We start from the raw sequence: 21,264 nt of genomic DNA on the forward strand, positions 1-21,264 counted from the left end.
ACCATTGCGGTCAAAACCACGCCTCTATTCGATCAGGCAGCGATCGCGGGACAAATCAAGTAAGCCATTAAACCGCGAGTAATCAAACGTCCGAAGCCACCTTCAACAACAGCTTGCCCTTGTGGCTGCCGTCAAACAGTCGGTTGAGTACGACCGGCGCGTTCTCCAGACCATCGGCAACGGTTTCCTCAGCTTTGAGTTTGCCTTCGCGAATCCAGCCAGCAAGCGCATGGACGGCTTCCTTGGTTTTCGTGTAATCGAGAATCAGGAAACCTCGGACGATCAAGCGCTTCATCACGATCACGCCGAAATTGTCGCCGGGGCGACCGTCACTGTTATAGCCGGAGATCAGGCCGCACAGGGCCACGCGACCACCGATAACCATGCGTGACAACACGCTGGCCATGATCTCGCCACCCACGTTTTCGAAGTTGACGTGGATACCGTCAGGCGTGGCTTCTTTCAGCACCTGCTTCCAGCCCTCGGCCTTGTAGTCGACGGCGGCATCGAAGCCAAGCTCATCGACCAGATAACGGCATTTGTCCGCGCCACCGGCGATGCCGACCACACGTGCGCCCATGATCTTGCCGATCTGCCCGGCGATGGAACCGACGGAACCCGCCGCTGCCGACACGACCATCGTTTCGCCGGCCTGCACCGGCGCGATATCGGTCATGCCGTAATACGCGGTCACGCCGCTCATACCGCAGGCACCAAGCAAGGTCGGCAGCGGAATACCCGGGTCGGCAGGCAGGCGCACATAGCCCTTGGCGCTGTCATGGAAGACCAGAAAATCCTGCCAGCCGGTGATGCCTTGCACCAGATCGCCCTCGCTGTAGCGTGAGGAGCGCGACTTCACCACGCGGCCGATGCCAAGCCCGCGCATTACTTCGCCAATAGCCACCGGCGGCATGTACTGCGGGATATCACGCATCCACACGCGGTTGGTCGGGTCCATCGAGATGTACAGCACACGGACCTGTACCTCGCCGTCTTTCAGCTCGTCGAGCGACTGCTCGACCAGGTCGAAATTTTCGCGCTGCACGAGTCCCTCGGGGCGGGTTTTCAGGCGGAGCTGGCGGTTGATCGTGGACATGGGGATTACCTGTGTGGTGAATGGAGTAAACGCGGTGCGCTATTCAAACCGCTGAGGCACCACCGTCGATGCGGAACTCGGCGGCAGTGATATAGCGGCTTTCGTTGGAGGCGAGATACAGCACGGCATAGGCAACATCATCGACTTCGCCGAGCCGGCGCAAAGGCACGCCACGGGTGAGTTTCTTGATCGCCTCTTCCTCGCCAAGCTGCTCGAAGAACGGCTCGACGATGCCGGTACGGATAAACGATGGATGGATCGAGTTGCAGCGCACGTCCATCTTCTGGCGCGCACAGTCGAGCGCCACCGACTTGCTCAGCGATGCCACCGCCGCCTTGGATGCGTTGTAGACGGTGTAGTCGGGATCGATCTTGTACGCCGCCATCGATGAGATATTGATGATCGAGCCGGGCTGATGCTGGCGTAGCAGCGGCAGCGCGTACTTGCAGCCGAGGTAGACGGCATCGACATTGACGCCCATCACCCGATGCCACTCTTTCGGCTGCAGCGCTTCCACACCGCCGATCGCGCCGATACCGGCGTTATTGACGAGCACCGAGATACCGTCCATCGCTGAGTCAGCCTCCGCCAGTGCGCTTTGCCAGCGCTCTTCGTCGCGTACGTTCTGCGCAGCGGACCATGCCACGGTCTTGCCGTGCTCGGCATTGATGGCAGTCGCGACGGCGTACACCGCTTCCTCGTTGATATCGGTGAGAAAGACCTTGGCGCCGTGTCGTGCCAACAGGTGCGCCATCGCCGCACCAAGACCACCGGCTGCACCGGTGATAAAAGCCTTTTTCCCGGCAACGCGTTGTTCAATAAAAGATGTCATTAGGTTCCTTGATCTGGATGCGCATCAGAATTCGATCAACCAGCCGGCAGTTGCGCGCGGCTCAAAAAGTCATCGATGATTTCATCGACGATTCGGGGACATTCCAGCCCAGCCAGATGGGCCACGCCGGTAACCACACGAAACTCCGCACCGGGTATCGCAGCCGCCATGGCGCGGGTTTCTTCCACCGGGAAGGTGCGATCTTCAACACCTGCAAGCACCAGCACCGGCGTGCGGATCGTTCCGAACAAATCGATCTGACTGGGACGCTCAGGTACAACGCTGCGAATAGCCCAGTGCACCGAACGTCCATTGACACGCGCAACCGCCTCGCGGATGGCAAGAATGACTTCCGGACGTTCACGCTCCGTCGTCGGGCCCGCAAAAGCACGCAGCGGCACAAAAGATAGCCAGGACGGTATGCCGCCCAGTGTACGAACAAGCCGCACGAGCACCGCGTACTCGATCTTCTGGCGAAAGCCTGCCGCTGAGCCCGTGCAATTCATCAGCACTGCTGCACCCACACGATCCGGGTAAAGCGCCGCAAATGTGCCGCCAATCATGCCGCCCCATGAGTTACCGACGAAGTGGGCACGTGTGATGTTCAACGTGTCCAGTATCTGCTCAATGCACCGGGCACATTCTTCGAAAGTGAAGGTTCGCTGCAGGGCTTCGCTATCCCCATGTCCTGGCGGATCGATCAAAACCACCTGGAAGCGGTCCTTGAAATGCTCGGCCTGTGCGGCCCACATCGGCGCACTCATCAACAGACTCGGCCAGAATAGAATCGCCGGCCCGACACCGCCCACGGTCACCCGCAACCGTCCGAGACAAGTGGAGACATCCCTACTCTGAAAGGAGGCCATCGGATCAGACCGACAGGTAACCGCCATCCACATTCAGGATGGCACCGGTGGTGTAGGACGCCGCCGCTGAGGCGAGATACAGCACCGCACCAGCCATTTCGGATGGCTGTGCCACGCGGCGCATCGGCACGTGCGCCATCGCCTGCTTGAGGATCGCCGGCGTATTGACCAACACCGAGGCAAACTTGGTATCGGTCAGGCCTGGCAACAGCGCGTTGCAGCGCACGCTGCCCTCGGCACATTCCACCGCGAACGCCTTGGTCATCGAGATCACCGCGGCCTTGGTGATCGAATAGATGCCCTGCAGGTGGCCAGGCACCACGCCGTTGATCGAGGCGACGTTGACGATGGAGCCACCGCCGTTCTTCATCATCAGCCTGGCGCCGTGCGTGCACATGTAGAAATAGCCGCGAATGTTCACGTCGACGGTCTTCTGGAAAATCGACGGCTCGGTATCCAGAATGCTGCCAAAGTACGGATTCGTCGCCGCGTTGTTGACCAGTACATCGAGACGCCCGTGCTTTTCTTCAATCGCGGCGAACAGCGCCGTGATCTGATCCATCTCGCCGATATGGCAGGCCATCGCCTCGGCCGAACCACCGGCGGCCACGATCTGATCGACCACTGTCTGGCAGTCTGCCTGGCGTCGGCTGGAGACGATGGCATGCGCACCCTGTGCGGCCAGCAGCTTGACGATTTCCTCGCCGATACCGCGGCTGGCACCGGTAACAAGGGCAATCTTGCCGGAGAGGTCGAACAGTTCGGTGGCGCTCATGAGCAGGTGTCCTTGCGGTTGAAATACATTGTTTGTTGTCTGGACGTCTATCTGAATATCTGATGCGACTATCGATACGTGACCAGATCCCTGGAATCGGCACCTTCGAGATGCGGCCAACCGTTATAGCTGATCAAACTATGACGTTGCGCTCCGATGGAAATGCGACTGGTCGACGTGTTGGCCAGCGGCCAGCTCAGCGCAAAAGTATCCGCTACGGGCGCGCCGACCAGCGCATTGATGATGACGGCAATCGGACCGCCTGAAGTAAATGCCCAAATCGTGCGTGCCTCCTGTGCGGCCAGTGCTTGCAGGCCTTCCAACACTGCGCCGCGAAACACGGTCCAGCTGCGTACGTACTCGTGATCAAATTCGCCACTCGTCCAGCGCGCGGCGGCCTCGGCAAACATGTGCTGAAACGCGCGATGAGGGTTTTCAAATCGCGCCAGCTCGGCCAGCAGTGCGTCGTGCGAAGCGAGATCCGGACGATGGCGCGCCAGCATCTCTTCATGATCGAACTCGTCGAGCCCGGTGATCGTGATACGCGGTGCCGTAACACCGGCGGCCTCGACGCAAAGATCGGCCGTATGCGCGTGCCGACGCAGCGGCCCTACGACAACGAGATCAGGCACCTTGCCGGCTTGCTTCAACCAGCGGCCCAGCCGGCGCGACTGCTCTTCGCCCAGCGTCGACAGCCGATCGTAATCAGCGGTGCCAAAGCTGGCCTGGCCGTGACGAATAAGCAGCACATTCGCCATACTCAGAGACTCGATGCGGCGATGAGCTTGCGACAGCGCTGGCTCATATAGGCGACGGCCTGGCCGAAGCCGGCGAACTGCGGATTGGTGGTCTGGCCGAGCACGAAGCGGCGATAGATCTGCTGGATGATTACCGTGACGCGGAACAGACCGAACACTTCGTAGTACTCGAAGTTGTCCACGTTCCAGCCGGTGCGCTCGCCGTAATACGCCACCAGTTCGCGCCGTGTGAGCATGCCCGGCGCGTTGGTGGGCTGGCGCCGGAACGACTGAAATACCGGGTCGTCATCGGCCTCTATCCAGTAGCCCAGTGAGCAGCCCAGATCCATTAGCGGGTCGCCCAACGTGCTCAGCTCCCAGTCCAGCACGCCGACGATATCCAGCGGGTGTTCGGGATCGAGTACGACGTTGTCGAAACGGTAATCGTTGTGGATGACGCAGATGGCGGTTTCGCGTGCTGGCTGCTTTTCGGCGAGCCAGGCGAGCACGTCTTCACAGGAGTCGGTGTCGTCGTTCAGGGCCTTGCGCCAGCGATCGCTCCAGCCGCTGATCTGCCGGGCGATATAGCCTTCGCCCTTGCCCAGGCTGGCCAGCTCGGGCTGCGATGCATCGACCTGATGCAGTTCCACCAGCCGATCGATAAAGCCCTTGCATAGCTGGCGTACACCATCGGCATCCAGCCCGAATTCGGCCGGCAGGTCGCGGCGCAGGATGATGCCGCGCAGGCGTTCCATCACGTAGAAATCGTAGCCCAGCGTTGCCGGATCATCACTGATCGCCAGGATGGTCGGCACCTGCGGATAGTGCGGCTTCAGCGCCGCCATGACGCGCGCCTCGCGTAACATGTCATGCGCAGATTTGGCCTTCACTCCTGCTGGCGGGCGGCGCAGCACCAGCTCGCGCTCGCCGTACTTGATGAGATAGGTCAGGTTGGACGCGCCGCCGGAAAACTGCGAGATCGACGGCTCGCCGTGCAAGCCGTCGATGTGCTGCTTGAGAAACGCGTCAACCTTGCCGATATCCAGCTGGTCTTCATCGCGCACGCCGCGTGCCTGGTCGACCGCCGCCGTCATGCCCGGCTCCCCGATAACGAATGCCTTCCGGCCATCGCTGCACCCTGCGCACGCATTTCCAGCTTGGCGATCAGGCCGCGGTGCACTTCATCGGGACCATCGGCGAGACGGAGGATTCGCGCATTGGCGAATAGTGCGGTGATCGGAAAATCGTTCGACAGACCGGCTGCACCGTGGATCTGGATGGCGGCATCGGCGGCCTTTTGCGCCAGGTTCGGTACGATCACCTTGATCTGCGATATCTCGCTCATTGCCGCCTTGACCCCTTGCGTATCGATCAACCACGCCGCTTTCAGTGTCAGCAAACGTGCCTGTTCGATCGCCATGCGCAGATCGGCCACGATTTCCTTGTTGCCGCCCAGCTCGATCAACGGCTGGCCAAACGCCACGCGCGCACTGGCACGCTCGCACAGCAGCGAAAGTGCACGCTCGGATGCACCGATCGCACGCATGCAGTGGTGGATGCGGCCCGGTCCAAGGCGACCCTGCGCGATCTCGAAGCCGCGACCAGTGCCGAGAATCACGTGATCCAACGGCAGCCGTACATTCGTGAAGCTGACCTCGCCATGGCCGGACGGCTCGTCGTAGGCGTGAAATACCGGCAACATGCGCTCGACTTTCACACCTGGCGCATCGAGTGGGCAGACCACCATCGTATGGCGCTGGTGCGGCGGCGCATCGGGATGGCTGAGGCCCATGAAAATCACTACGCGGCAGTGCGGATGACCGATACCGGTCGACCACCATTTACGTCCATTGAGCACGATATGGTCGCCGTCAATCGTCGCCGTCGCCTGCATATTGGTGGCGTCTGACGACGCCACATCCGGCTCGGTCATGCAGAAGGCCGAGCGGATCTCGCCATCGAGCAAGGGTTTCAGCCAGCGCGACTTGTGCATGTCCGAACCGTAGCGCAGCAGCACCTCCATATTGCCGGTGTCCGGCGCACCACAGTTGAAGATTTCCGGCGCAATAAACGAGTGGCCCATGATCTCGGCCAACGGCGCGTAGTCGACGTTGCTGAGGCCGGCGCCGTACTCGGGCTCGGAGAGAAACAGATTCCACAGACCAGCCTCTTTCGCCTTGGCCTTGAGCGTCTCCATCACCGCAGGCTGTCGCCACTGGCGCCAGTCGCCGCTACCGGTCAACGCATTGGCGACGATGCTTTCGGCGGGGCCGACCTCGTCGCGCATGAAGCGATTGAGCGCCTCGGCCAGCGCGCGCGAACGCTCGGAATGTGCGAAATCCATCAAGCTTCTCCTGCCAACCTGCGTGAGTTATCAGCCAAGCGTACGCCGGTCGGCATCAATCAGTGATATGAATATCTTTTATATCCATCCATCAGCTCAGTTAATATGCTTGCTCGTGCAATGCAGCATGCCTGGATATCTCGCGAGCCACCCATGAATCGCCCCGACCTGCGGATGGATCTGAACTTGTTTCGGGTGCTGGATGCCATCCATACCCATGGCGGCATCAGCGCGGCAGCGCGCGCGTTGCACCTCACGCAGCCGGCGATCACCCATTCGCTCAACCGGCTGCGTGAGCTGTTCGGTGATCCGTTATTCGTGCGTCAGGGGAATCGGGTAGTGCCTACGCACAAGGCGCGCAGCGTGATGGCCGAAGTGCAGCTCCATCTACGCGGATTGCAGGCCACGACACAGATGCACGCGACCTTTCGCGCCGATGAGCTGGACATGACCTTCACCGTCGGCTTTCGCGACGTGCTGGAGTCCATCGTGTTTCCGCCGCTGCTGGCGCAGATCGCCACGCACGCGCCCAACGTTTTGATTGTCAGCCGCCGCATCCCCGCCACGAATGTCGATCGCGAACTCAGCGCGGGCACGATTGACCTGGTCGTCGACCGGCGCCTGCAAGCGGGTTCGCGTATTTGCAGCCAGCATCTGCTGGACGAGTCGATGGTGGTGGCGACACGCAAAGGCCATCCTTTAACGACCGGCGTGCTGCGCAAGAGTGACTATCTTGGCGCGCGACATGTCTCCGTCTCGCAACTGGGTGAAGCCGTGCCGCTCGATGTGCTGATGGCCCAGGACGGTCGGTCGCGTGATGTACGGCTGGTGTGCCAGCACTACTTTTCCGCCTGCCAGATCGCCTCGACCAGCGACCTCCTGCTGACTATGCCGAGCTCCTACGCCGACAGTTTCTCGCGACTGCTACCGATCACGATTCATCCCCTGCCGATCAAGCTCAAACCGATTCCGATACTCGCTTACTGGCATCAATCAAAAACCGACGACCGGGCACACCAATGGTTTCGTGAACTGGTGATCGCAACGATCAGCAGCTCATCGGAATTCCGTGACCGCTGACGAATGCACTCAGCGACTTATGAACCGTTGCCGGCTTTCGCCGGCAGCGGCTGACCGTTTCGGGTTTGTACCTGCTGCAACGGCTCGACCGTGACGTGACCGTGCCAGTCCTCGAAAACATCGGCGGCCTTTTTATCGACCTGCTCGGCGACCACGGTCGTCGGCGGACATTGCGACGCCTGATCCGGACCTATCGAACTACCAGCCAGATCAGCGGCATCAAACATGCCCTGCATGCAGTAGTTTGATCCGACACCTTTGTCTCGCAGCATGCGCATGCCATCGCGATAGCGCTCTTCGGCGCGGTTAGCCGCAGTGGCGTCGGCATAGGTTGGCCGCAAACTTTGCAGCAGCTTCTCTGAAGCGGCGATCTCCCGCGGTGACATGTGCTTTCGCAGCGTCGCGTAAGCCTCACTGAAGCGTTCGGTATGACGCTCGGCCGACAACTCTATCCAGGCCAGCGCCAACGGCCGATTCACCGGCTGATGATCGCCATTCAATGCCATCACGCCGAGCACGTACTGCGCCGGCTTGCTGGCCCAGGACGCTGCGGTCTGGAAAAACTTCTGTGCTTCGCCGTAGTTCTGCTCGCCGTAACTCTGCGAGGCAAGGCAGTAGTAGTAATCGGCGGGAAGAAATTTCTCCAGACCGATGATGCAACGCGCGCTCGCCAGTTGCGCATCCGTGACCGGTGGCTTTTCCGCATCCTGTGCGCCAGCTGCGCCAATCAAACCGAAGGCAAGCACGCCAATACTCAACCAGGCCATCAGGATTTTTCCGGCCTTGCCACTTCCATATCTGCGCGACATCACGGCTCCCCTCTTCTTTATCATTGGGTTTCGACCAGCCTCCCACGTTATAGGAGCATGATGAAGCTTTGAAGCTCCAGACCATGGACTGGTCAGATTCGGGACAGCGTGGGACAAGCAGCGCAAGCTCTTGCATCAAGCGACAGCAGGATCAAACGGCAGTCTGAAGGCCACCTATCGCATCGAAACTTGCTACGGTTATTCCGCTAATCTTGCTCAGACTCGTCTTCTGGACCAGGACTATAGAGTGATGAAGATCTGCGTCGCGGCAATGCTTGTCTCTTGCGTTTGGGCCGCCTGGCCAAACGTTTCGCTCGCACAGACAGCACCCCGCGTTGAGAATGCCGCTTTATTTGTAGCCGAGCATCTTGATGTCCTGTCCATTCCCAGTTCGATCTATACACGCAGGCGCCCAGGGGCCAACACTCTGAAGGATTACGGCTTCGTCCAGTTTGAAAAAGCTGACGGAGGAGTGAGATCCGTCGATCAGGAAAAGCAGAGGCTTTTCGGGATAAGAATCGTCGAGGACAACGGCGGCATCAAGGTGCTTTGCATCCAGGATGAAGCGCTGAACGAAGGCAGCTTTATCAGCCAAAACACGGTCGAGGTCAAACTTGGGCGAGACGGATTGTTCCATGGAACCGGCAGGGTGTCGCAAAGCGATCAGTGCCCTCCTTACCAGCACTGAGCGTCTGCGAAAGATCGAAAATCAAGCCAGCAATCGTTCGCACACGGCCTGATAGATCGCCGGCAATTGCTCGAGCTCCTGCACAGCCACGCACTCATCCACCTTGTGAATCGTCGCATTGATCGGCCCGACCTCAACGACTTCGGTGCCGAGCAGCGCGATGAAGCGGCCATCGGAAGTGCCGCCGCCAGTGCTTTGGTCGGGATCGAGCTGGCAGAGATCACGACACACGGCAACGACGGTCTCGCGCAGCTTCCCGCCGGGCGGCGTGAGAAACGGCTGACCGGAGAGTTGCCAGTCGATATGAAAGTCCAGACCGTGTCTGTGCAAAATCGCCTCGCTGCGCGCCTGCAGATCTTCGGCGCGGCTGGCGGTGCTGTAGCGGAAGTTGAATAGCGCGGTAAGCGTGCCGGGGATTACGTTGTTGGCGCCAGTGCCAGCGTTGAGGTTGGACACCTGCATCGAGGTCGGCGGAAAGTCGGCGTTGCCTTCATCCCAACGCTCGGCCGCCAGCTCCGCGAGCGCGGGGCCGAAGGCATGAATCGGGTTAAGCGCCTTTTCCGGATAGGCGACGTGGCCCTGAATACCGCGCACGGTCAGCGTGGCCGATAGCGAGCCTCGGCGACCCACACGGATCAGATCGCCCAGCTTTTCCTTCGCCGACGGCTCGCCCACAACACAGAATTCGATCCGTTCGTCATTGGCACGAAAATGCTCGATCACCTTGCGCACGCCGTCGATGGCTACTCCCTCTTCATCGCTGGTGATCAGCAGGCCAACGCGACCCAGGTGATCGGGATGCGCCACCACGAACTGCTCCAGCGCTACCACCATCGCTGCCACCGAGCCTTTCATGTCGGCGGCACCACGGCCATATAGACGGCCATCGACGATGGTCGGCTCGAATGGCGGACTCTGCCAGGATGTCTCCGGGCCGCTGGGCACCACGTCGGTGTGGCCAAGGAACATCAGCGTTGGACCCGATGCATCCGATCCGCGATGCGTGGCCCACAGATTGTCCACTTCGCCGTAACGCAGATTTTCAATAGTGAAGCCGACGCGGGCGAGCCGCTCGGCAATCAGCGCCTGACAACCGGCATCGTCGGGAGTTACCGAGCGGCGGCGGATGAGTTCGCAGGTGAGGTCCAGCACGTCGCTCATGTTTGTTTGATCGTTCATCATGAATGGTCAGTGTTTCGCTTTGCCCTTGCCAAGCAGGCGTTCGTAAATACCGCCGGTGAAACCGACGGCCACGCGACCGTCAGGAGCCACCGTAATCGGCTGCCGCAGGATCTCGGGGTGTTCGCGGATCAGCAAGGTCCACTCCGGATCACTGCCCGGATTGCGCCGCTGCTGCAGCAAACCTTTCCAGCCGTTGCCACCTCGATCGACCAGCGCATCCCAGCTACCCAGCGACGCAGCCCATGCCTTGAGCACAGGAGGCTCGGGACGCTCACGCTTAAGATCGACGAAGCGGTAATCCGGCCCGAAGCGATCGAGCCAGTGCCGTGCCTTGCCGCAGATGTCGGTGCCGTCGATGCCATAGAGCACAACGATGGCATCGGGCATCACTTCAGCCACCGAACAGCTCCTTGAACTTTTTCTCGGTGAAACCCGCGCTGACGCTGTCGCCTTTCACCACCACCGGACGCTTGACCAGCGCGGGGTAGTCCTTGATCAGCTTGAGCCAGTCGGCGTCGGTGCTGGCCGATTTCTGTGTGTCGGTAAGATCGCGCCAGGTATAACTGGCGCGATTGACCAGCTTCTCCCAGCCCAGCTGCTTGGCCCAGGCCTTCAGCGAAGCCGGCGCCACGGGATGCTCGCGGTAATCGGTAAAACTGTATTTGACCTTGTGCTGATCAAGCCAGGCGCGGGCCTTGCCGCAGGTGCTGCACTTTTCCAGGCCATAGAGTTCGACGCTCATTCGACACTCCTCAGAAGTTCATTGATACCCGTCTTGCTGCGGGTTTTCTCGTCCACTTGTTTGACGATGATGGCCGCGTACAGGCTGTGGCTACCGTCCTTCGCAGGCAGGCTGCCGGCCACCACGACGCTACCGGCCGGTACGCGGCCGTAGCTCACCTCGCCGGTGGCGCGGTTGTAGATGCGGGTGGACTGGCCGAGGAATACGCCCATGCCTATCACGCTGCCCTTCTCCACCACCACGCCCTCGACCACCTCGGAGCGCGCGCCCACAAAGCAGTTGTCCTCGATAATGGTGGGATTGGCCTGCAGCGGTTCCAGCACGCCGCCAATGCCAACACCGCCAGACAAATGCACGTGCGCACCGATCTGTGCGCAGGAGCCCACCGTCGCCCAGGTATCGATCATGCTGCCAGCACCCACGTAGGCGCCGATATTCACGTAGCTGGGCATCAGCACCGCATCTTTTGCGATGTGTGCGCCACGGCGTACCAATGCGCCCGGTACCACGCGCGCGCCCAGGCTCTGCAGTTCAGCATCATTGCCCTGCATGAAGCGCAGCGGCACCTTGTCGAATGCCATGGCCGCACCACCATCGACCACCACGTTGTCATTCAGGCGGAAGTACAACAACACGGCTTTCTTGATCCACTGATTGACCGTCCAGCCACCCTTGCCATCCGGCTCCGCAACACGCCGTTCGCCGGATTCGAGCAGGTCGATCACCTGACCGACGGCAGGGCGCAAATGGGTTTCGATTTCGGTTGTACCGAGTTCATTGCGACGCTCGAAGGCGTCATTGATCAGCGTTTCTATGGATTGCATATACGGAATTCACCGGCAGACGAAATAGAGTGACGATGCGGCGACCGTTCAGCAGTGAACGACTCCCAATCGACAGGCTTTCAAGAGTACACGCACCACCGGCGGCTTCCGCAAGAGCCAAGGCGAGGGGATTCAGCTGTACAGGCCAAATATTGCGGTGCATCGTCAAAAGCGCCCCGCTTACCCGGCTTGGCTAGCGCGGTCACGGGTATTCGCATCAACTCGGAGGGTAGTCCCACACACCCAAACAGCAACGGCGCGGACTGTGAAGTCCGCGCCGTTGCTGTTTTTCGAATTGGTGGGCGGTACAAGGATCGAACTTGTGACCCCTTCCATGTCAAGGAAGTGCTCTACCGCTGAGCTAACTGCCCGTTTCGCCGCGGCTGGCCGGGCGAGTTGCGTATTGTACGGTAGTGACGGACGCCCGACAACATCCTGATAGATGGCGCTCCATAGCCATCGGCCGGCTCAGCGCAGGGTCTTTTCGCGCAGCTTGTGGATCTGATCCCGTAGCTGGGCCGCGCTCTCGAACTCCAGATTCTGCGCATGTTTGTACATCTGCGCCTCGAGCTTCTTGAGCAGGGCCGAGGCCTGCTGTGCGCTCAGCGCGGCATAGTCGGCCGCTGGCTCGGCCACCGCACGTGCACGGGTAGCCGATTTGCTGCCGCGGCGATTGCCGGCCTCGCTGCGCGCACCCTCCATGATGTCCGCGATGCGCCGCACGATCGTGGTCGGCGTAATACCTTGTGACAGGTTCCATGCCACCTGCTTCTCGCGGCGACGGGCAGTTTCATCGATCGCCGCCTGCATCGAGCGGGTGATTGTGTCACCGTAGAGAATCGCCTTGCCACGCACGTTGCGCGCTGCTCGGCCGATGGTCTGGATCAGCGAACCGGTCGAACGCAGGAAGCCTTCCTTGTCCGCGTCGAGAATCGCCACCAGCGATACCTCGGGCATATCCAGGCCTTCGCGCAACAGGTTGATGCCGACCAGCACGTCGAACTCGCCCAGGCGCAGATCACGGATGATCTCGCTGCGCTCGACCGTCTCGATATCCGAATGCAGATAGCGCACGCGTACGTTCTGCTCGCTGAGGTATTCGGTGAGATTTTCGGCCATGCGCTTGGTCAGCGTGGTCACCAGGATACGATCGCCCAGCGCCACACGCTTGTGCACTTCGCCCAGCAGATCATCGACCTGCGTGCGCACCGGGCGCACCTCCACTTCCGGATCGACCAGACCGGTCGGGCGTACCAGCAGCTCGACCACCGCATCGCCGGATTTTTCCAGTTCGTAGGTGCGCGGCGTGGCGGACACATAGATGGCACGGGGCACGCGCTGCTCCCACTCCTCGAAGCGCAGCGGGCGATTGTCCATCGCCGACGGCATGCGGAAACCGAACTCGACCAGGGTCTCCTTGCGCGAACGGTCACCTTTGAACATCGCGCCGATCTGCGGCACGGAGACATGCGACTCATCCACCACCAGCAGACCATCGGCCGGCAAGTAATCGAACAGCGTCGGCGGCGGCTCGCCCGGCGCGCGACGGGTGAGGTGGCGCGAATAGTTTTCGATGCCCTGGCAGTAACCCACCTCGGTCATCATCTCGATGTCGAAGCGGGTGCGTTGGTCGAGCCGCTGCGCCTCGACCAACTTGTTGTCCCGATAGAGCTGCTCCAGCCGATCCTTCAGTTCGAGCTTGATCGTCTCGATCGCATTGAGCACGCTCTCGCGCGTGCTGGCGTAATGTGTACGTGGATAAACCGTATAACGCTGCACCTTACGGATCGTTTCGCCGGTCAGCGGATCGAACAGCGCCATGTTTTCCACTTCGCCATCGAACAGCTCGATGCGCAGCGCCTCGATTTCCGATTCAGCCGGAAACACGTCGATGATTTCGCCGCGCACACGATAAGTGCCGCGACGCAGCTCCATCTCGTTGCGGGTGTATTGCAGCTCGGTCAGCTGATGGATCAGCTTGCGCTGGTCGATCCGCTCGCCCTTGGCCAGGATCAACCGCAACGACAGATAATCTTCCGGATTACCCAGACCATAAATCGCCGACACCGTGGCAACGATGATGGAATCCTTGCGCGATAGCAGCGCCTTGGTCGCCGACAGTCGCATCTGCTCGATATGCTCATTGATCGAGGCATCCTTCTCGATGAAGGTATCCGACGCCACCACGTAAGCTTCCGGCTGGTAGTAGTCGTAATAGCTGACGAAATATTCCACCGCGTTGTTCGGGAAGAACTCCTTGAACTCGCCATACAGCTGCGCCGCCAGCGTCTTGTTCGGCGCCATCACGATGGTCGGCTTCTGCACCCGCTCGATCACGTTGGCAATGGTGTAGGTCTTGCCCGACCCGGTCACGCCCAGGAGCGTCTGCGCCGCGAGTCCGGCTTCGAAGCCCTCGCTCAATAGCTGGATGGCCTGTGGCTGGTCGCCGGCAGGCTGGTAGGGAGAAACGAGCTGGAAGCGATCAGTCATGGACTACACATAAGGGCCAGAGGGCACATTTTAAATTGGCCCTGCTGACACATGTTGTCAGTAGATGCCCACAGCATCGGGATTGTTTGGCTGCTTGGTGCCATTTTCCTGACCGATAGCATGGCTGACTCGGGCAACGCAGGAGCGACGCCATGTCTACACACTGGCATTTTTGTTGGCGCGACGGAAAAAATCGCCACGGGCAGCGTGGCGCCACGTTGATCGAGCAAATCATGGTGCTCGTCATCATCGCGTCACTGGCCGGCATGGCCACACCTCCCTTGCGCAGAATGCTGACCCGCAATCAGCTTCAGACCGCCCAGATCGATTTCATCGCAGCGCTGCAGTACGCCCGCGAAACAGCAGTCACCAGCGGCAAGCAAACGCTGTTCTGCCCAACGATCGACGGCGCGCACTGCAGCGACACGATCCGATGGGACAGCGGCTGGCTACTCGCACACGACGCCAACCTGGACAATCAGCCCGATGACGCGCTGATTTACAGCAGCCGTGGCTATGCCGGCAAACTGGCCATCCTGAGTAGCACGGGGCGACGCTTTGTGCGCTTTCACGCGGACGGCAGCGCCAGCGGGAGCAATCTCACGCTGCTGTTCTGCAGCCCGGCCAGTACCGAGAACGTGCTGAGCGTGGTGATCGCCAACTCCGGGCGCGTGCGAGGGGCTCCCGCCACGCCGACGCAGGCTGCCAGCTGCGCGCAGATGCATTGACGGGCAACGTCCCTGGACAACAAAAAAACGGCTTGTGCGCCGGCTTTCTGAAAATATATGGCGATACTGGCTGCGTATCGGCAGCACTTCGGGCATCAGAGTTTTCTGCGGTCCGCGACATACTTCGGCGTCACCGTTTCCTTCTTATCCGAACACTACCCCTCATTAGGTCAGATCGTTGAACAACGATGTGCGACGTATAGCGAACTGTTTGTCGATGCGATTGGGCAAGACCGACTCGATGAGATACGCGCTTACGTACAGCAGCAGCGGGCATGGAGCTCTACTCGATTCCAGTCGGCGATCGAAACAGAGCTACAGCGGGCAACAACCATCAGGCCACACGGTCGTCCCCCAAGGAATTCGCAGAATGCATGATGTCTCTGACCCCTTTGTTGCTCCAACTGCTCCGGCTGGTGTCGACGGGTACGACCGGTTTCGGGTCGGTGACTCCGGCAGCTCAAGTGTTCGCGGTCAATGAACTGCAACCGCTGCAGACGCGCTCCCTGCAGCTCAACGAGTGGATAGGACAGCAGGCGGTGACGTTCGACGGCTACAAAGTTGCCGGTTTGCCTGTCAATGGAATGGTCGCGACCAGCTAGCGCAGATGTTGTCAACGAGCCTACCGACCATTTTTCTCCTACGCTTCAGCCATATTTACTTACATGGATTCGATGGAGACGTGAAAATTTGATTGGTTGGTAAAACTTGAATCATGCCCCCGACATAGTTTGAAGAACTGTGATCAAGAAGACCCTTGTCGTAGACCCAAAATATTACGACATCTTTCATATATTTGTAGCCGGATAATTTAGGGAAAAGACGGCTTAAATTAATTTCATTAGTCACGGATGAATTGGTGGGTATTAGAACGTCTTTTCCTGGAAAATCCTCTATGTAAGTTACTTGACTGAAAGCCTGGCCACTCATTTGCCCAGCCGCATAGGCGATCAAGCCTATGGCGTGTTCGCCCCAGGGAAGATATGCAAGCTGTGTATTTACTGGCGATTCTGAACAGTTCCAAACACTCATTTTTAAGCGAACGTTATCGTGTTCTATTCGCACGCTATCTGCGCGGACGTAAAATTTTTCTCCAGCGCTAGCAGTCATCGATATAGTAAAAATTATTAAAATAAGCGCTGACCTAAATGCGCTAATATTCATAAAATCCTCTCTGAAGCGTAAGTGCTGATACCGCCTAAAAGTCCAATCGGATCGCTATGTAGATATCGCCCTATCGCCTGCTCGTACATACGGGACATGTTGTAGTTCGTGCCCGTCTCTGCGTCATACCACTGGCCGGGGTGGCGCAGGTTGAGTGCGTATCCCGTCGATGTCGGCGACTGCTCCCCAAACAGATTACGCTGATAGGCTATGAATAGCGGCCAACAGGTGTCAAATTATCCACGTGACGCTTTGCTTTATTGTTATCTCGCGCTGTCGTTTTCTGAATATCTATTTGGCCAATTTTTTCAAATTACGAAGCTGCTCTTTTGCATCTTCATCGCCCATAGCTTGAGCGATTGAAAGCCAATATGCGCTCCAACGAACGTTTTTTCTATTTTTATAGCTTATTCCGAGATTGTAAGCGGCTTCGGCGCTACCCGATGAGGTCGCTTTTTTATACCAAAATCGAGCCTTTTCAAAATTCTTTCTCAGCCCGTCGCCTTCATCGTAAATATTTGCCAAATTGACCTGCGCTTGTATATTGCCTAGGCGAGCCGCTTCTAAAAAAAGATGCACTGACTTAGTTCTCTCACCGGTCTCGTATAAGAGACAAGCGCTTTCTAATTTTTCGCGAGCCTCTTCTATTTTCATATTCATAGCAAATATTCCTTCGTCACTGAGTATCGACTTAATTTGCGAGCGCCGCCGCAGCCGCGACAATTGCCGCCACCACTAGGGCCGTTAGGCCCGCTTTTTCTGCCGGCACCGGATCAAATTTTTGGCCATTGCCTTCAGAGCCGTCGTTTGGAGGACAGACGTAAGGCGGGCGCTTCTTATAGGTTTTTTTCCCTGTTTGAGGATTTTTTTGCCATCCCCATCCCGGATTTGCGGGGTCATCCTTCCAGTGTTTCCCCGGGTTGCTGGTGCCACCTGGCCCACCAGACCAACCGCGCTCACCGCCGTTGTTGGCTAATCCCATTGGATCGAAGCCATCCAGCGGTTCATTTTCCACATACGCATACGTGCTGATACCGCCATCCAAGCCGATCGGATCGCTCTGCAAATAGCGCCCTGTCGCCGACTCATACGTGCGGAACATGTTGTAATTCGTCCCGCTCTCCGCGTCGTAGTACTGCCCAGCAAAGCGCAGATTCAACACATAGCCGGTACTGCTGATCGGTTGCTGCTCACCAAAGGGGTTACCCGCATAGGCCCAAGACCAGATGACCGTACCCGCGCTGTTGGTCACGGCTCTGGGCGTAGCGAGTTGGTCAGCCACCACATAGTTGACCGTGCTAGACGTGACGCTACCGCTGCCAGTGGTGTCCACGGTGGCCACCGGCAGATCGCCCAGCCAAATGTAGTCGCGGCTGCTCGCACCATAGTTGGCGAGGACGTGTCCGGCTTGGTCGTAGTCGAAGCGCAGACTGGCGGCCGATGTGTACACCCGCTGCCCGAGGGCGTTGTAGAGGTAGGTACCGACCGTCGCGCCGTTAGCCTGGGCGAGCGCGATGCGTTGACGTGAGTCGTAAGCAAAACCGTAGGTCTGGCCGCCTATCACGCTGCCGGTGGTGTTGCCGTTGGCGTCGTTGGCGCGGGGGGCGCTGCCGATACTGGCGAGTTGATGCGTGCCGCTGGTGTAGCTGTACGTCCCCGTCGCCAGACCGGAAGCGGTCTTGCTCAGCCGGTCGCCGGTTGGATTGTAGGTATAGCTCTCCAGTACACCGCTGCTGTTGGTGATGCTGGTGATGCTGGTGAGGTGATACAGCGGGTCGTATTGATAGCTCTCGGTCGCCGGATTGGCACCGGGGGCGTTGCCCAGGGCGGTGATATCGCCCATCGCATCCCGAGCAAAATGCAGCGCCAAGGCGGGACTCGTCAGATCGGTGAGTCGGTAGTTGGCATCGTAGGCACGCGTCACAACCTGGCCGTTGCCCAGCGTGTAGCCGCTGATCGGACCGAACGGCAGCCAGCTGACACTGCTGACCACGGTGGGCGATGCGGACGTGCTGCCGCTGGGCGTGACCTGGACACCGCTGATGCGGCCATTGGTGTTGTAGGCGTAGCTGATCGCCGTGCCATCGGGCGTGGTCTCGCCGCTCAGTCGGTCCGCCGCGGTGTAACGGTACGACGTGCTGTCGGCCTTCCCCGAGACCACCTGCGTCTTCTGGATGATATTGCCGCGCGCGTCGTAGCAGTAGGTGGTACTGACGGCGTTCTCCACCACGCGAGTTGGCCGACCGATGTATGCAGAGGTCGCACAGCCTGTGACGCTGTTGGCCTCGTCGTAGGTGTAGGTGACGTTGGCCGTGGTGTCCGTGTAGCTGGTGCCAGTTTTACGGTCGAGGGCATCGTAGGTGGATGTCGCCACCACGCCCTTAGCATCCGTATGGGTCAGTGCATTGCCGGCTGCGTCGAAGGTCGATGAACTAGCGCCGCTGTCCGGACTTTGCAGCGCAGTGAGGTTGCTGAGTCCGTCATGGGTATAGCTGGTGACCAGACTCGAGGGATCGGTGACGCTGGTGACGCGGTCCAACGCATCCTGGCTCACCGTCGTGGTGGTGTTCGCCGTCGCGGTGTCGGTGCCGTTGTAGTTATCGATGGTACTTTTCAGACGATTGAGCGCGTCGTAGCTCTGCTGGCGCTGGATACTTAGGCCATCCGCGCTGTGCGTCAGGTTGCCGTTGGCGTCGTAGCTATCGCTGTAGCCCGCGTTGAAGACGGTCTGGCTCAGCCCATCGATCACCGCCGTGAGCTGACCCAGCGCGTTGTAGCTGCGCGACAGGCTATGCACGACGGTGCCAGAGGCGGTACTGATCTGTTCCGCGATTTTGTTACCGGCCGCATCCAGCGTGTAGTGGATATCGTTGCCCTGCGCGTCGGTGATGTCGGTCAGTCGGTGCGCGCTGTCATAGCCGAAGGTGGTGACCACCCCATCGGGATCGGTAATGGTCTGCACCTCGCCGTAAGGCATGTACGTGAACGTGGCGGCCGAGCCGCCCACGCTGCGCGAGGCCAGCCAGCCGCGCGGCGTGTAGGTCATATCGGTGTTGACCCCGTTGGGGTCGGTGACGCGCGTCACGCGACCCGCACCGTCGTAGGAGGCGTAAGTGGTGACGTGGCCTAGCGCATCGGTGATCTGATACAGATCGCCCGCCTGATAACAGGCACTGCCCGGCGTACCGCAGTTCGTTGCACTGCTGGTCGTGTAATAGCTGTAGATCGTGGTCTGGCTCAGGTCGGTGCGCGGGCCGGTCGCGGTGAGTTGCAGGCCGATCAGCGGACACTGGCTGCTGACCGCGGTGCAGTAGGTGTAGGTCCAATGACGCACCCCGGCAGGAACAGTCCCCGTGGCGGCACAGGTATAGGAGGAGGAGGCAGAATTGGTTGGATCGACCTCGCATCGCGCCAGCGTCTGGCCGAGCGCGTTGTAGACCCAACTCGTGGCAGCAACGGCAGACCCGCTGGCGTTCTGAACCGTGCGCGTCAGAGGGACGCGATTCACATCATCCCAGCCGGTAGTAATGGTCCGTTGATTGGGTGACCCGGAGGCATCGACTTCGACATCAAGCAAACCGTCGTTGTCGTAAGTGGTGGTGGTGAGATTACCGTTGAAGTCAGTGGTTGAGGCGGGATAGCCGTTCGTGTCGAAAGTCGCCGCGGCGTTGGGTTGACCGCAGTCGTATCCGCAAGCCGCACTGACCGCGCTGGTGTGTATCGAGTTGTTGATGGTGGCGAAGTTCAACGTGGCCTGGGCGCCGGTCGGATAGGTCACCGTCGCGGCGTTGCTACCGTAGCTGACTTGCGTTAGTTCGACGCTGGTTCCCAAGCGCGACATCGTCGCGCGTCCTTGCGCGTCATAACCAATGCTGGTCAGGCGTGTTTGGGATTCGTCGATATCGCCGGTGAGCGCGTTGGGCTGGCTAACATCGCTTGTCAGTGCACTTTCGTTGTAGACGTATTGCTTGTACGTCGTATCTGGGTAGGTGACTTTATTCAGATTACCGATGCCGTCATAGCCATAGGTGAGCACGCCAGTGTCGGGCATGGTCACGGTGGTCATGTTGCCTTGGGTGTTATACGTGAAGTTCAGCGAACGTCCACGGGGATCGGTCACCATCAGCAACAAGCCAGCTCGAGGCGCAACGCTCGCTGGTGTGGAGGATGTGCTGTAAGTCAGCGTAGTGACCTGTCCATCCGGAGTGGTGATGGACACCAGGTTGCCGTTGGCATCGTAGCTTTCCAGATTACGCGTTGCGGCCACGAAATAGGTCCATGCGCTCGGGTTGCCAGACGCATCCGTTTGCTCAGTCAGACGATCAGCGACGTCAAGATCGGCGACCCATTGGCTCCCCTGAAGCGTAAAAAAGAGCGCCCGCCCATCGGGGCGCAGGATTGTTACACCGGCGAAGCTTCCGTTCTGCAGATATTGGAGGCTCCGATCAAAGCTGTGCCGCCAGTTCATGCCGATATGGGAAGGAGTTACATTAACGTTGCTGTTGTAATAGCGGTGAAAACTGAGTGCGCCGAGCGATGCATCGTTTTCGTCGCGATACTCGTTGCCTGTCCCGAGGTTAATGGGGTCGCCAGCACAATTGCATGGCGGTCCCAAGCTCTTTTGGCCGCTGGTCTGAGACGGTAAGCCAATGAAATCAAGGTAAGAGTGGTCGTACAGTCCAAAGGGAGCTGTATAGAGAAATATGTACCCGTAATAACCAAAACTGGGGTCTCTAGATACAGTGCACGGTTCAACAAGCATGCCACCGTCATTGACACCATAGGTAGCCTGATCTTCTGAAATCTCTGATTGACACGCAGATAACGCTGCAGCTTGTGGGCCGATCAGGTTTTGGGCGCGAGACGCAGAAGGGAAAAAACCAAAACAACACCAACAGATCAGGATG

General features: G+C 59.3%; 21 protein-coding genes and 1 tRNA gene. 4 read left to right on the top strand and 18 right to left on the bottom strand.

Translation table 11 applies throughout. The features are described 5' to 3' along the window. Positions 1–82: 82 nt before the first annotated feature. The 7 genes from HDE79_RS08375 to HDE79_RS08405 all read right to left on the bottom strand — a co-directional run bounded on the left by HDE79_RS08375 (position 83) and on the right by HDE79_RS08405 (position 6,650). A complete protein-coding gene (locus tag HDE79_RS08375) occupies positions 83–1,096 on the bottom strand; it encodes an NADP-dependent oxidoreductase (protein ID WP_184601480.1) in 1,014 nt (337 codons plus the stop codon). A gap of 43 nt (positions 1,097–1,139) precedes the next feature. Further along, entirely contained in the window at positions 1,140–1,928 is a 789-nt protein-coding gene (locus tag HDE79_RS08380) for an SDR family oxidoreductase (RefSeq protein WP_184601481.1), read from the bottom strand. Positions 1,929–1,963: 35 nt separating this feature from the next. Continuing rightward, positions 1,964–2,827: an alpha/beta hydrolase gene (locus HDE79_RS08385; RefSeq protein ID WP_343205929.1), complete on the bottom strand. Its 864-nt coding sequence runs from the start codon at positions 2,825–2,827 to the stop codon at positions 1,964–1,966. Continuing rightward, the gene (locus HDE79_RS08390) at positions 2,799–3,569 is read right to left on the bottom strand and encodes an SDR family oxidoreductase (protein WP_184601483.1); all 771 of its coding nucleotides are present in this window, start codon (positions 3,567–3,569) and stop codon (positions 2,799–2,801) included. Before HDE79_RS08390 ends, HDE79_RS08385 begins: the two co-directional genes overlap by 29 nt. A 68-nt stretch (positions 3,570–3,637) precedes the next feature. Further along, a complete protein-coding gene (locus tag HDE79_RS08395) occupies positions 3,638–4,327 on the bottom strand; it encodes a histidine phosphatase family protein (protein WP_184601484.1) in 690 nt (229 codons plus the stop codon). A gap of 2 nt (positions 4,328–4,329) precedes the next feature. Beyond that, entirely contained in the window at positions 4,330–5,400 is a 1,071-nt protein-coding gene (locus HDE79_RS08400) for a phosphotransferase family protein (RefSeq protein ID WP_184601485.1), read from the bottom strand. Then, positions 5,397–6,650: an acyl-CoA dehydrogenase family protein gene (locus HDE79_RS08405; protein ID WP_184601486.1), complete on the bottom strand. Its 1,254-nt coding sequence runs from the start codon at positions 6,648–6,650 to the stop codon at positions 5,397–5,399. Before HDE79_RS08405 ends, HDE79_RS08400 begins: the two co-directional genes overlap by 4 nt. 153 nt (positions 6,651–6,803) lie before the next feature. Here HDE79_RS08405 and HDE79_RS08410 point away from each other — a divergent pair, with 153 nt between their 5' ends. Next, on the top strand, positions 6,804–7,730 hold the full coding sequence (locus HDE79_RS08410; RefSeq protein WP_184601487.1) for a LysR family transcriptional regulator: 927 nt from the start codon (positions 6,804–6,806) through the stop codon (positions 7,728–7,730). 17 nt (positions 7,731–7,747) lie between these two features. Here the strand turns inward: HDE79_RS08410 and HDE79_RS08415 are convergent, their stop codons facing one another. After that, positions 7,748–8,539, bottom strand: a complete 792-nt coding sequence (locus HDE79_RS08415) for a hypothetical protein (protein WP_184601488.1) — start codon at positions 8,537–8,539, stop codon at positions 7,748–7,750. 250 nt (positions 8,540–8,789) lie between these two features. Here HDE79_RS08415 and HDE79_RS08420 point away from each other — a divergent pair, with 250 nt between their 5' ends. Next, complete coding sequence (locus HDE79_RS08420; RefSeq protein ID WP_184601489.1) at positions 8,790–9,227, top strand: hypothetical protein; 438 nt, start codon at positions 8,790–8,792, stop codon at positions 9,225–9,227. Positions 9,228–9,248: 21 nt separating this feature from the next. Here HDE79_RS08420 and dapE read toward each other — a convergent pair whose 3' ends face one another. The 6 genes from dapE to uvrB form a co-directional block, all read right to left on the bottom strand. After that, positions 9,249–10,388 carry a succinyl-diaminopimelate desuccinylase gene (gene dapE / locus HDE79_RS08425; RefSeq protein WP_184601490.1) on the bottom strand — a complete coding sequence of 380 codons (1,140 nt, stop codon included), beginning with the start codon at positions 10,386–10,388 and terminating at the stop codon, positions 9,249–9,251. 27 nt (positions 10,389–10,415) lie between these two features. Then, the gene (locus HDE79_RS08430; protein ID WP_343205930.1) at positions 10,416–10,808 is read right to left on the bottom strand and encodes an ArsC/Spx/MgsR family protein; all 393 of its coding nucleotides are present in this window, start codon (positions 10,806–10,808) and stop codon (positions 10,416–10,418) included. Then, positions 10,801–11,151: a Spx/MgsR family RNA polymerase-binding regulatory protein gene (locus HDE79_RS08435; RefSeq protein WP_184601491.1), complete on the bottom strand. Its 351-nt coding sequence runs from the start codon at positions 11,149–11,151 to the stop codon at positions 10,801–10,803. The genes HDE79_RS08430 and HDE79_RS08435 overlap by 8 nt, the downstream gene beginning before the upstream one ends. After that, on the bottom strand, positions 11,148–11,975 hold the full coding sequence (gene dapD, locus HDE79_RS08440) for a 2,3,4,5-tetrahydropyridine-2,6-dicarboxylate N-succinyltransferase (RefSeq protein ID WP_184601492.1): 828 nt from the start codon (positions 11,973–11,975) through the stop codon (positions 11,148–11,150). Before dapD ends, HDE79_RS08435 begins: the two co-directional genes overlap by 4 nt. 296 nt (positions 11,976–12,271) lie before the next feature. Further along, positions 12,272–12,346 (bottom strand) — tRNA-Val (locus HDE79_RS08445). 97 nt (positions 12,347–12,443) lie between these two features. After that, positions 12,444–14,465, bottom strand: a complete 2,022-nt coding sequence (gene uvrB / locus HDE79_RS08450) for an excinuclease ABC subunit UvrB (protein WP_184601493.1) — start codon at positions 14,463–14,465, stop codon at positions 12,444–12,446. A gap of 152 nt (positions 14,466–14,617) precedes the next feature. Between uvrB and HDE79_RS08455 the strand changes: the two genes are divergently transcribed. Then, complete coding sequence (locus HDE79_RS08455; RefSeq protein ID WP_255488334.1) at positions 14,618–15,193, top strand: GspH/FimT family pseudopilin; 576 nt, start codon at positions 14,618–14,620, stop codon at positions 15,191–15,193. 377 nt (positions 15,194–15,570) lie between these two features. Beyond that, positions 15,571–15,795 carry a hypothetical protein gene (locus HDE79_RS08460; protein WP_184601494.1) on the top strand — a complete coding sequence of 75 codons (225 nt, stop codon included), beginning with the start codon at positions 15,571–15,573 and terminating at the stop codon, positions 15,793–15,795. Positions 15,796–15,850: 55 nt separating this feature from the next. Here HDE79_RS08460 and HDE79_RS08465 read toward each other — a convergent pair whose 3' ends face one another. From HDE79_RS08465 to HDE79_RS08480, 4 genes are all read right to left on the bottom strand, one after another. After that, positions 15,851–16,357 (bottom strand): hypothetical protein, encoded by a 507-nt coding sequence (locus tag HDE79_RS08465; protein WP_184601495.1) that lies wholly within the window; start codon positions 16,355–16,357, stop codon positions 15,851–15,853. Continuing rightward, positions 16,354–16,569 (bottom strand): RHS repeat-associated core domain-containing protein, encoded by a 216-nt coding sequence (locus HDE79_RS08470; protein ID WP_184601643.1) that lies wholly within the window; start codon positions 16,567–16,569, stop codon positions 16,354–16,356. The genes HDE79_RS08465 and HDE79_RS08470 overlap by 4 nt, the downstream gene beginning before the upstream one ends. 79 nt (positions 16,570–16,648) lie before the next feature. Then, positions 16,649–17,017, bottom strand: coding sequence for a tetratricopeptide repeat protein (locus HDE79_RS08475; protein ID WP_184601496.1), 369 nt, complete (start codon positions 17,015–17,017; stop codon positions 16,649–16,651). A gap of 31 nt (positions 17,018–17,048) precedes the next feature. Further along, complete coding sequence (locus tag HDE79_RS08480; protein ID WP_184601497.1) at positions 17,049–20,624, bottom strand: RHS repeat protein; 3,576 nt, start codon at positions 20,622–20,624, stop codon at positions 17,049–17,051. Positions 20,625–21,264: the final 640 nt, after the last annotated feature.

This window comes from Rhodanobacter sp. MP1X3, assembly GCF_014207165.1.
Taxonomy (GTDB): domain Bacteria; phylum Pseudomonadota; class Gammaproteobacteria; order Xanthomonadales; family Rhodanobacteraceae; genus Rhodanobacter.

Excerpts from the sequence above, each read along its gene's own strand:
- HDE79_RS08420 (WP_184601489.1), top strand. The coding sequence starts at position 8,790 with ATGAAGATCTGCGTCGCGGCAATGCTTGTCTCTTGCGTTTGGGCCGCC.
- HDE79_RS08375 (WP_184601480.1), bottom strand. The coding sequence starts at position 1,096 with ATGTCCACGATCAACCGCCAGCTCCGCCTGAAAACCCGCCCCGAGGGA.
- HDE79_RS08400 (WP_184601485.1), bottom strand. The coding sequence starts at position 5,400 with ATGACGGCGGCGGTCGACCAGGCACGCGGCGTGCGCGATGAAGACCAG.
- HDE79_RS08380 (WP_184601481.1), bottom strand. The coding sequence starts at position 1,928 with ATGACATCTTTTATTGAACAACGCGTTGCCGGGAAAAAGGCTTTTATC.
- HDE79_RS08390 (WP_184601483.1), bottom strand. The coding sequence starts at position 3,569 with ATGAGCGCCACCGAACTGTTCGACCTCTCCGGCAAGATTGCCCTTGTT.
- HDE79_RS08385 (WP_343205929.1), bottom strand. The coding sequence starts at position 2,827 with ATGTGGATGGCGGTTACCTGTCGGTCTGATCCGATGGCCTCCTTTCAG.
- HDE79_RS08405 (WP_184601486.1), bottom strand. The coding sequence starts at position 6,650 with ATGGATTTCGCACATTCCGAGCGTTCGCGCGCGCTGGCCGAGGCGCTC.
- HDE79_RS08435 (WP_184601491.1), bottom strand. The coding sequence starts at position 11,151 with ATGAGCGTCGAACTCTATGGCCTGGAAAAGTGCAGCACCTGCGGCAAG.
- HDE79_RS08475 (WP_184601496.1), bottom strand. The coding sequence starts at position 17,017 with ATGAATATGAAAATAGAAGAGGCTCGCGAAAAATTAGAAAGCGCTTGT.
- HDE79_RS08415 (WP_184601488.1), bottom strand. The coding sequence starts at position 8,539 with ATGTCGCGCAGATATGGAAGTGGCAAGGCCGGAAAAATCCTGATGGCC.
- dapD (WP_184601492.1), bottom strand. The coding sequence starts at position 11,975 with ATGCAATCCATAGAAACGCTGATCAATGACGCCTTCGAGCGTCGCAAT.
- HDE79_RS08465 (WP_184601495.1), bottom strand. The coding sequence starts at position 16,357 with ATGAATATTAGCGCATTTAGGTCAGCGCTTATTTTAATAATTTTTACT.
- HDE79_RS08410 (WP_184601487.1), top strand. The coding sequence starts at position 6,804 with ATGAATCGCCCCGACCTGCGGATGGATCTGAACTTGTTTCGGGTGCTG.
- HDE79_RS08395 (WP_184601484.1), bottom strand. The coding sequence starts at position 4,327 with ATGGCGAATGTGCTGCTTATTCGTCACGGCCAGGCCAGCTTTGGCACC.
- uvrB (WP_184601493.1), bottom strand. The coding sequence starts at position 14,465 with ATGACTGATCGCTTCCAGCTCGTTTCTCCCTACCAGCCTGCCGGCGAC.
- dapE (WP_184601490.1), bottom strand. The coding sequence starts at position 10,388 with ATGAGCGACGTGCTGGACCTCACCTGCGAACTCATCCGCCGCCGCTCG.
- HDE79_RS08460 (WP_184601494.1), top strand. The coding sequence starts at position 15,571 with ATGTCTCTGACCCCTTTGTTGCTCCAACTGCTCCGGCTGGTGTCGACG.
- HDE79_RS08455 (WP_255488334.1), top strand. The coding sequence starts at position 14,618 with ATGTCTACACACTGGCATTTTTGTTGGCGCGACGGAAAAAATCGCCAC.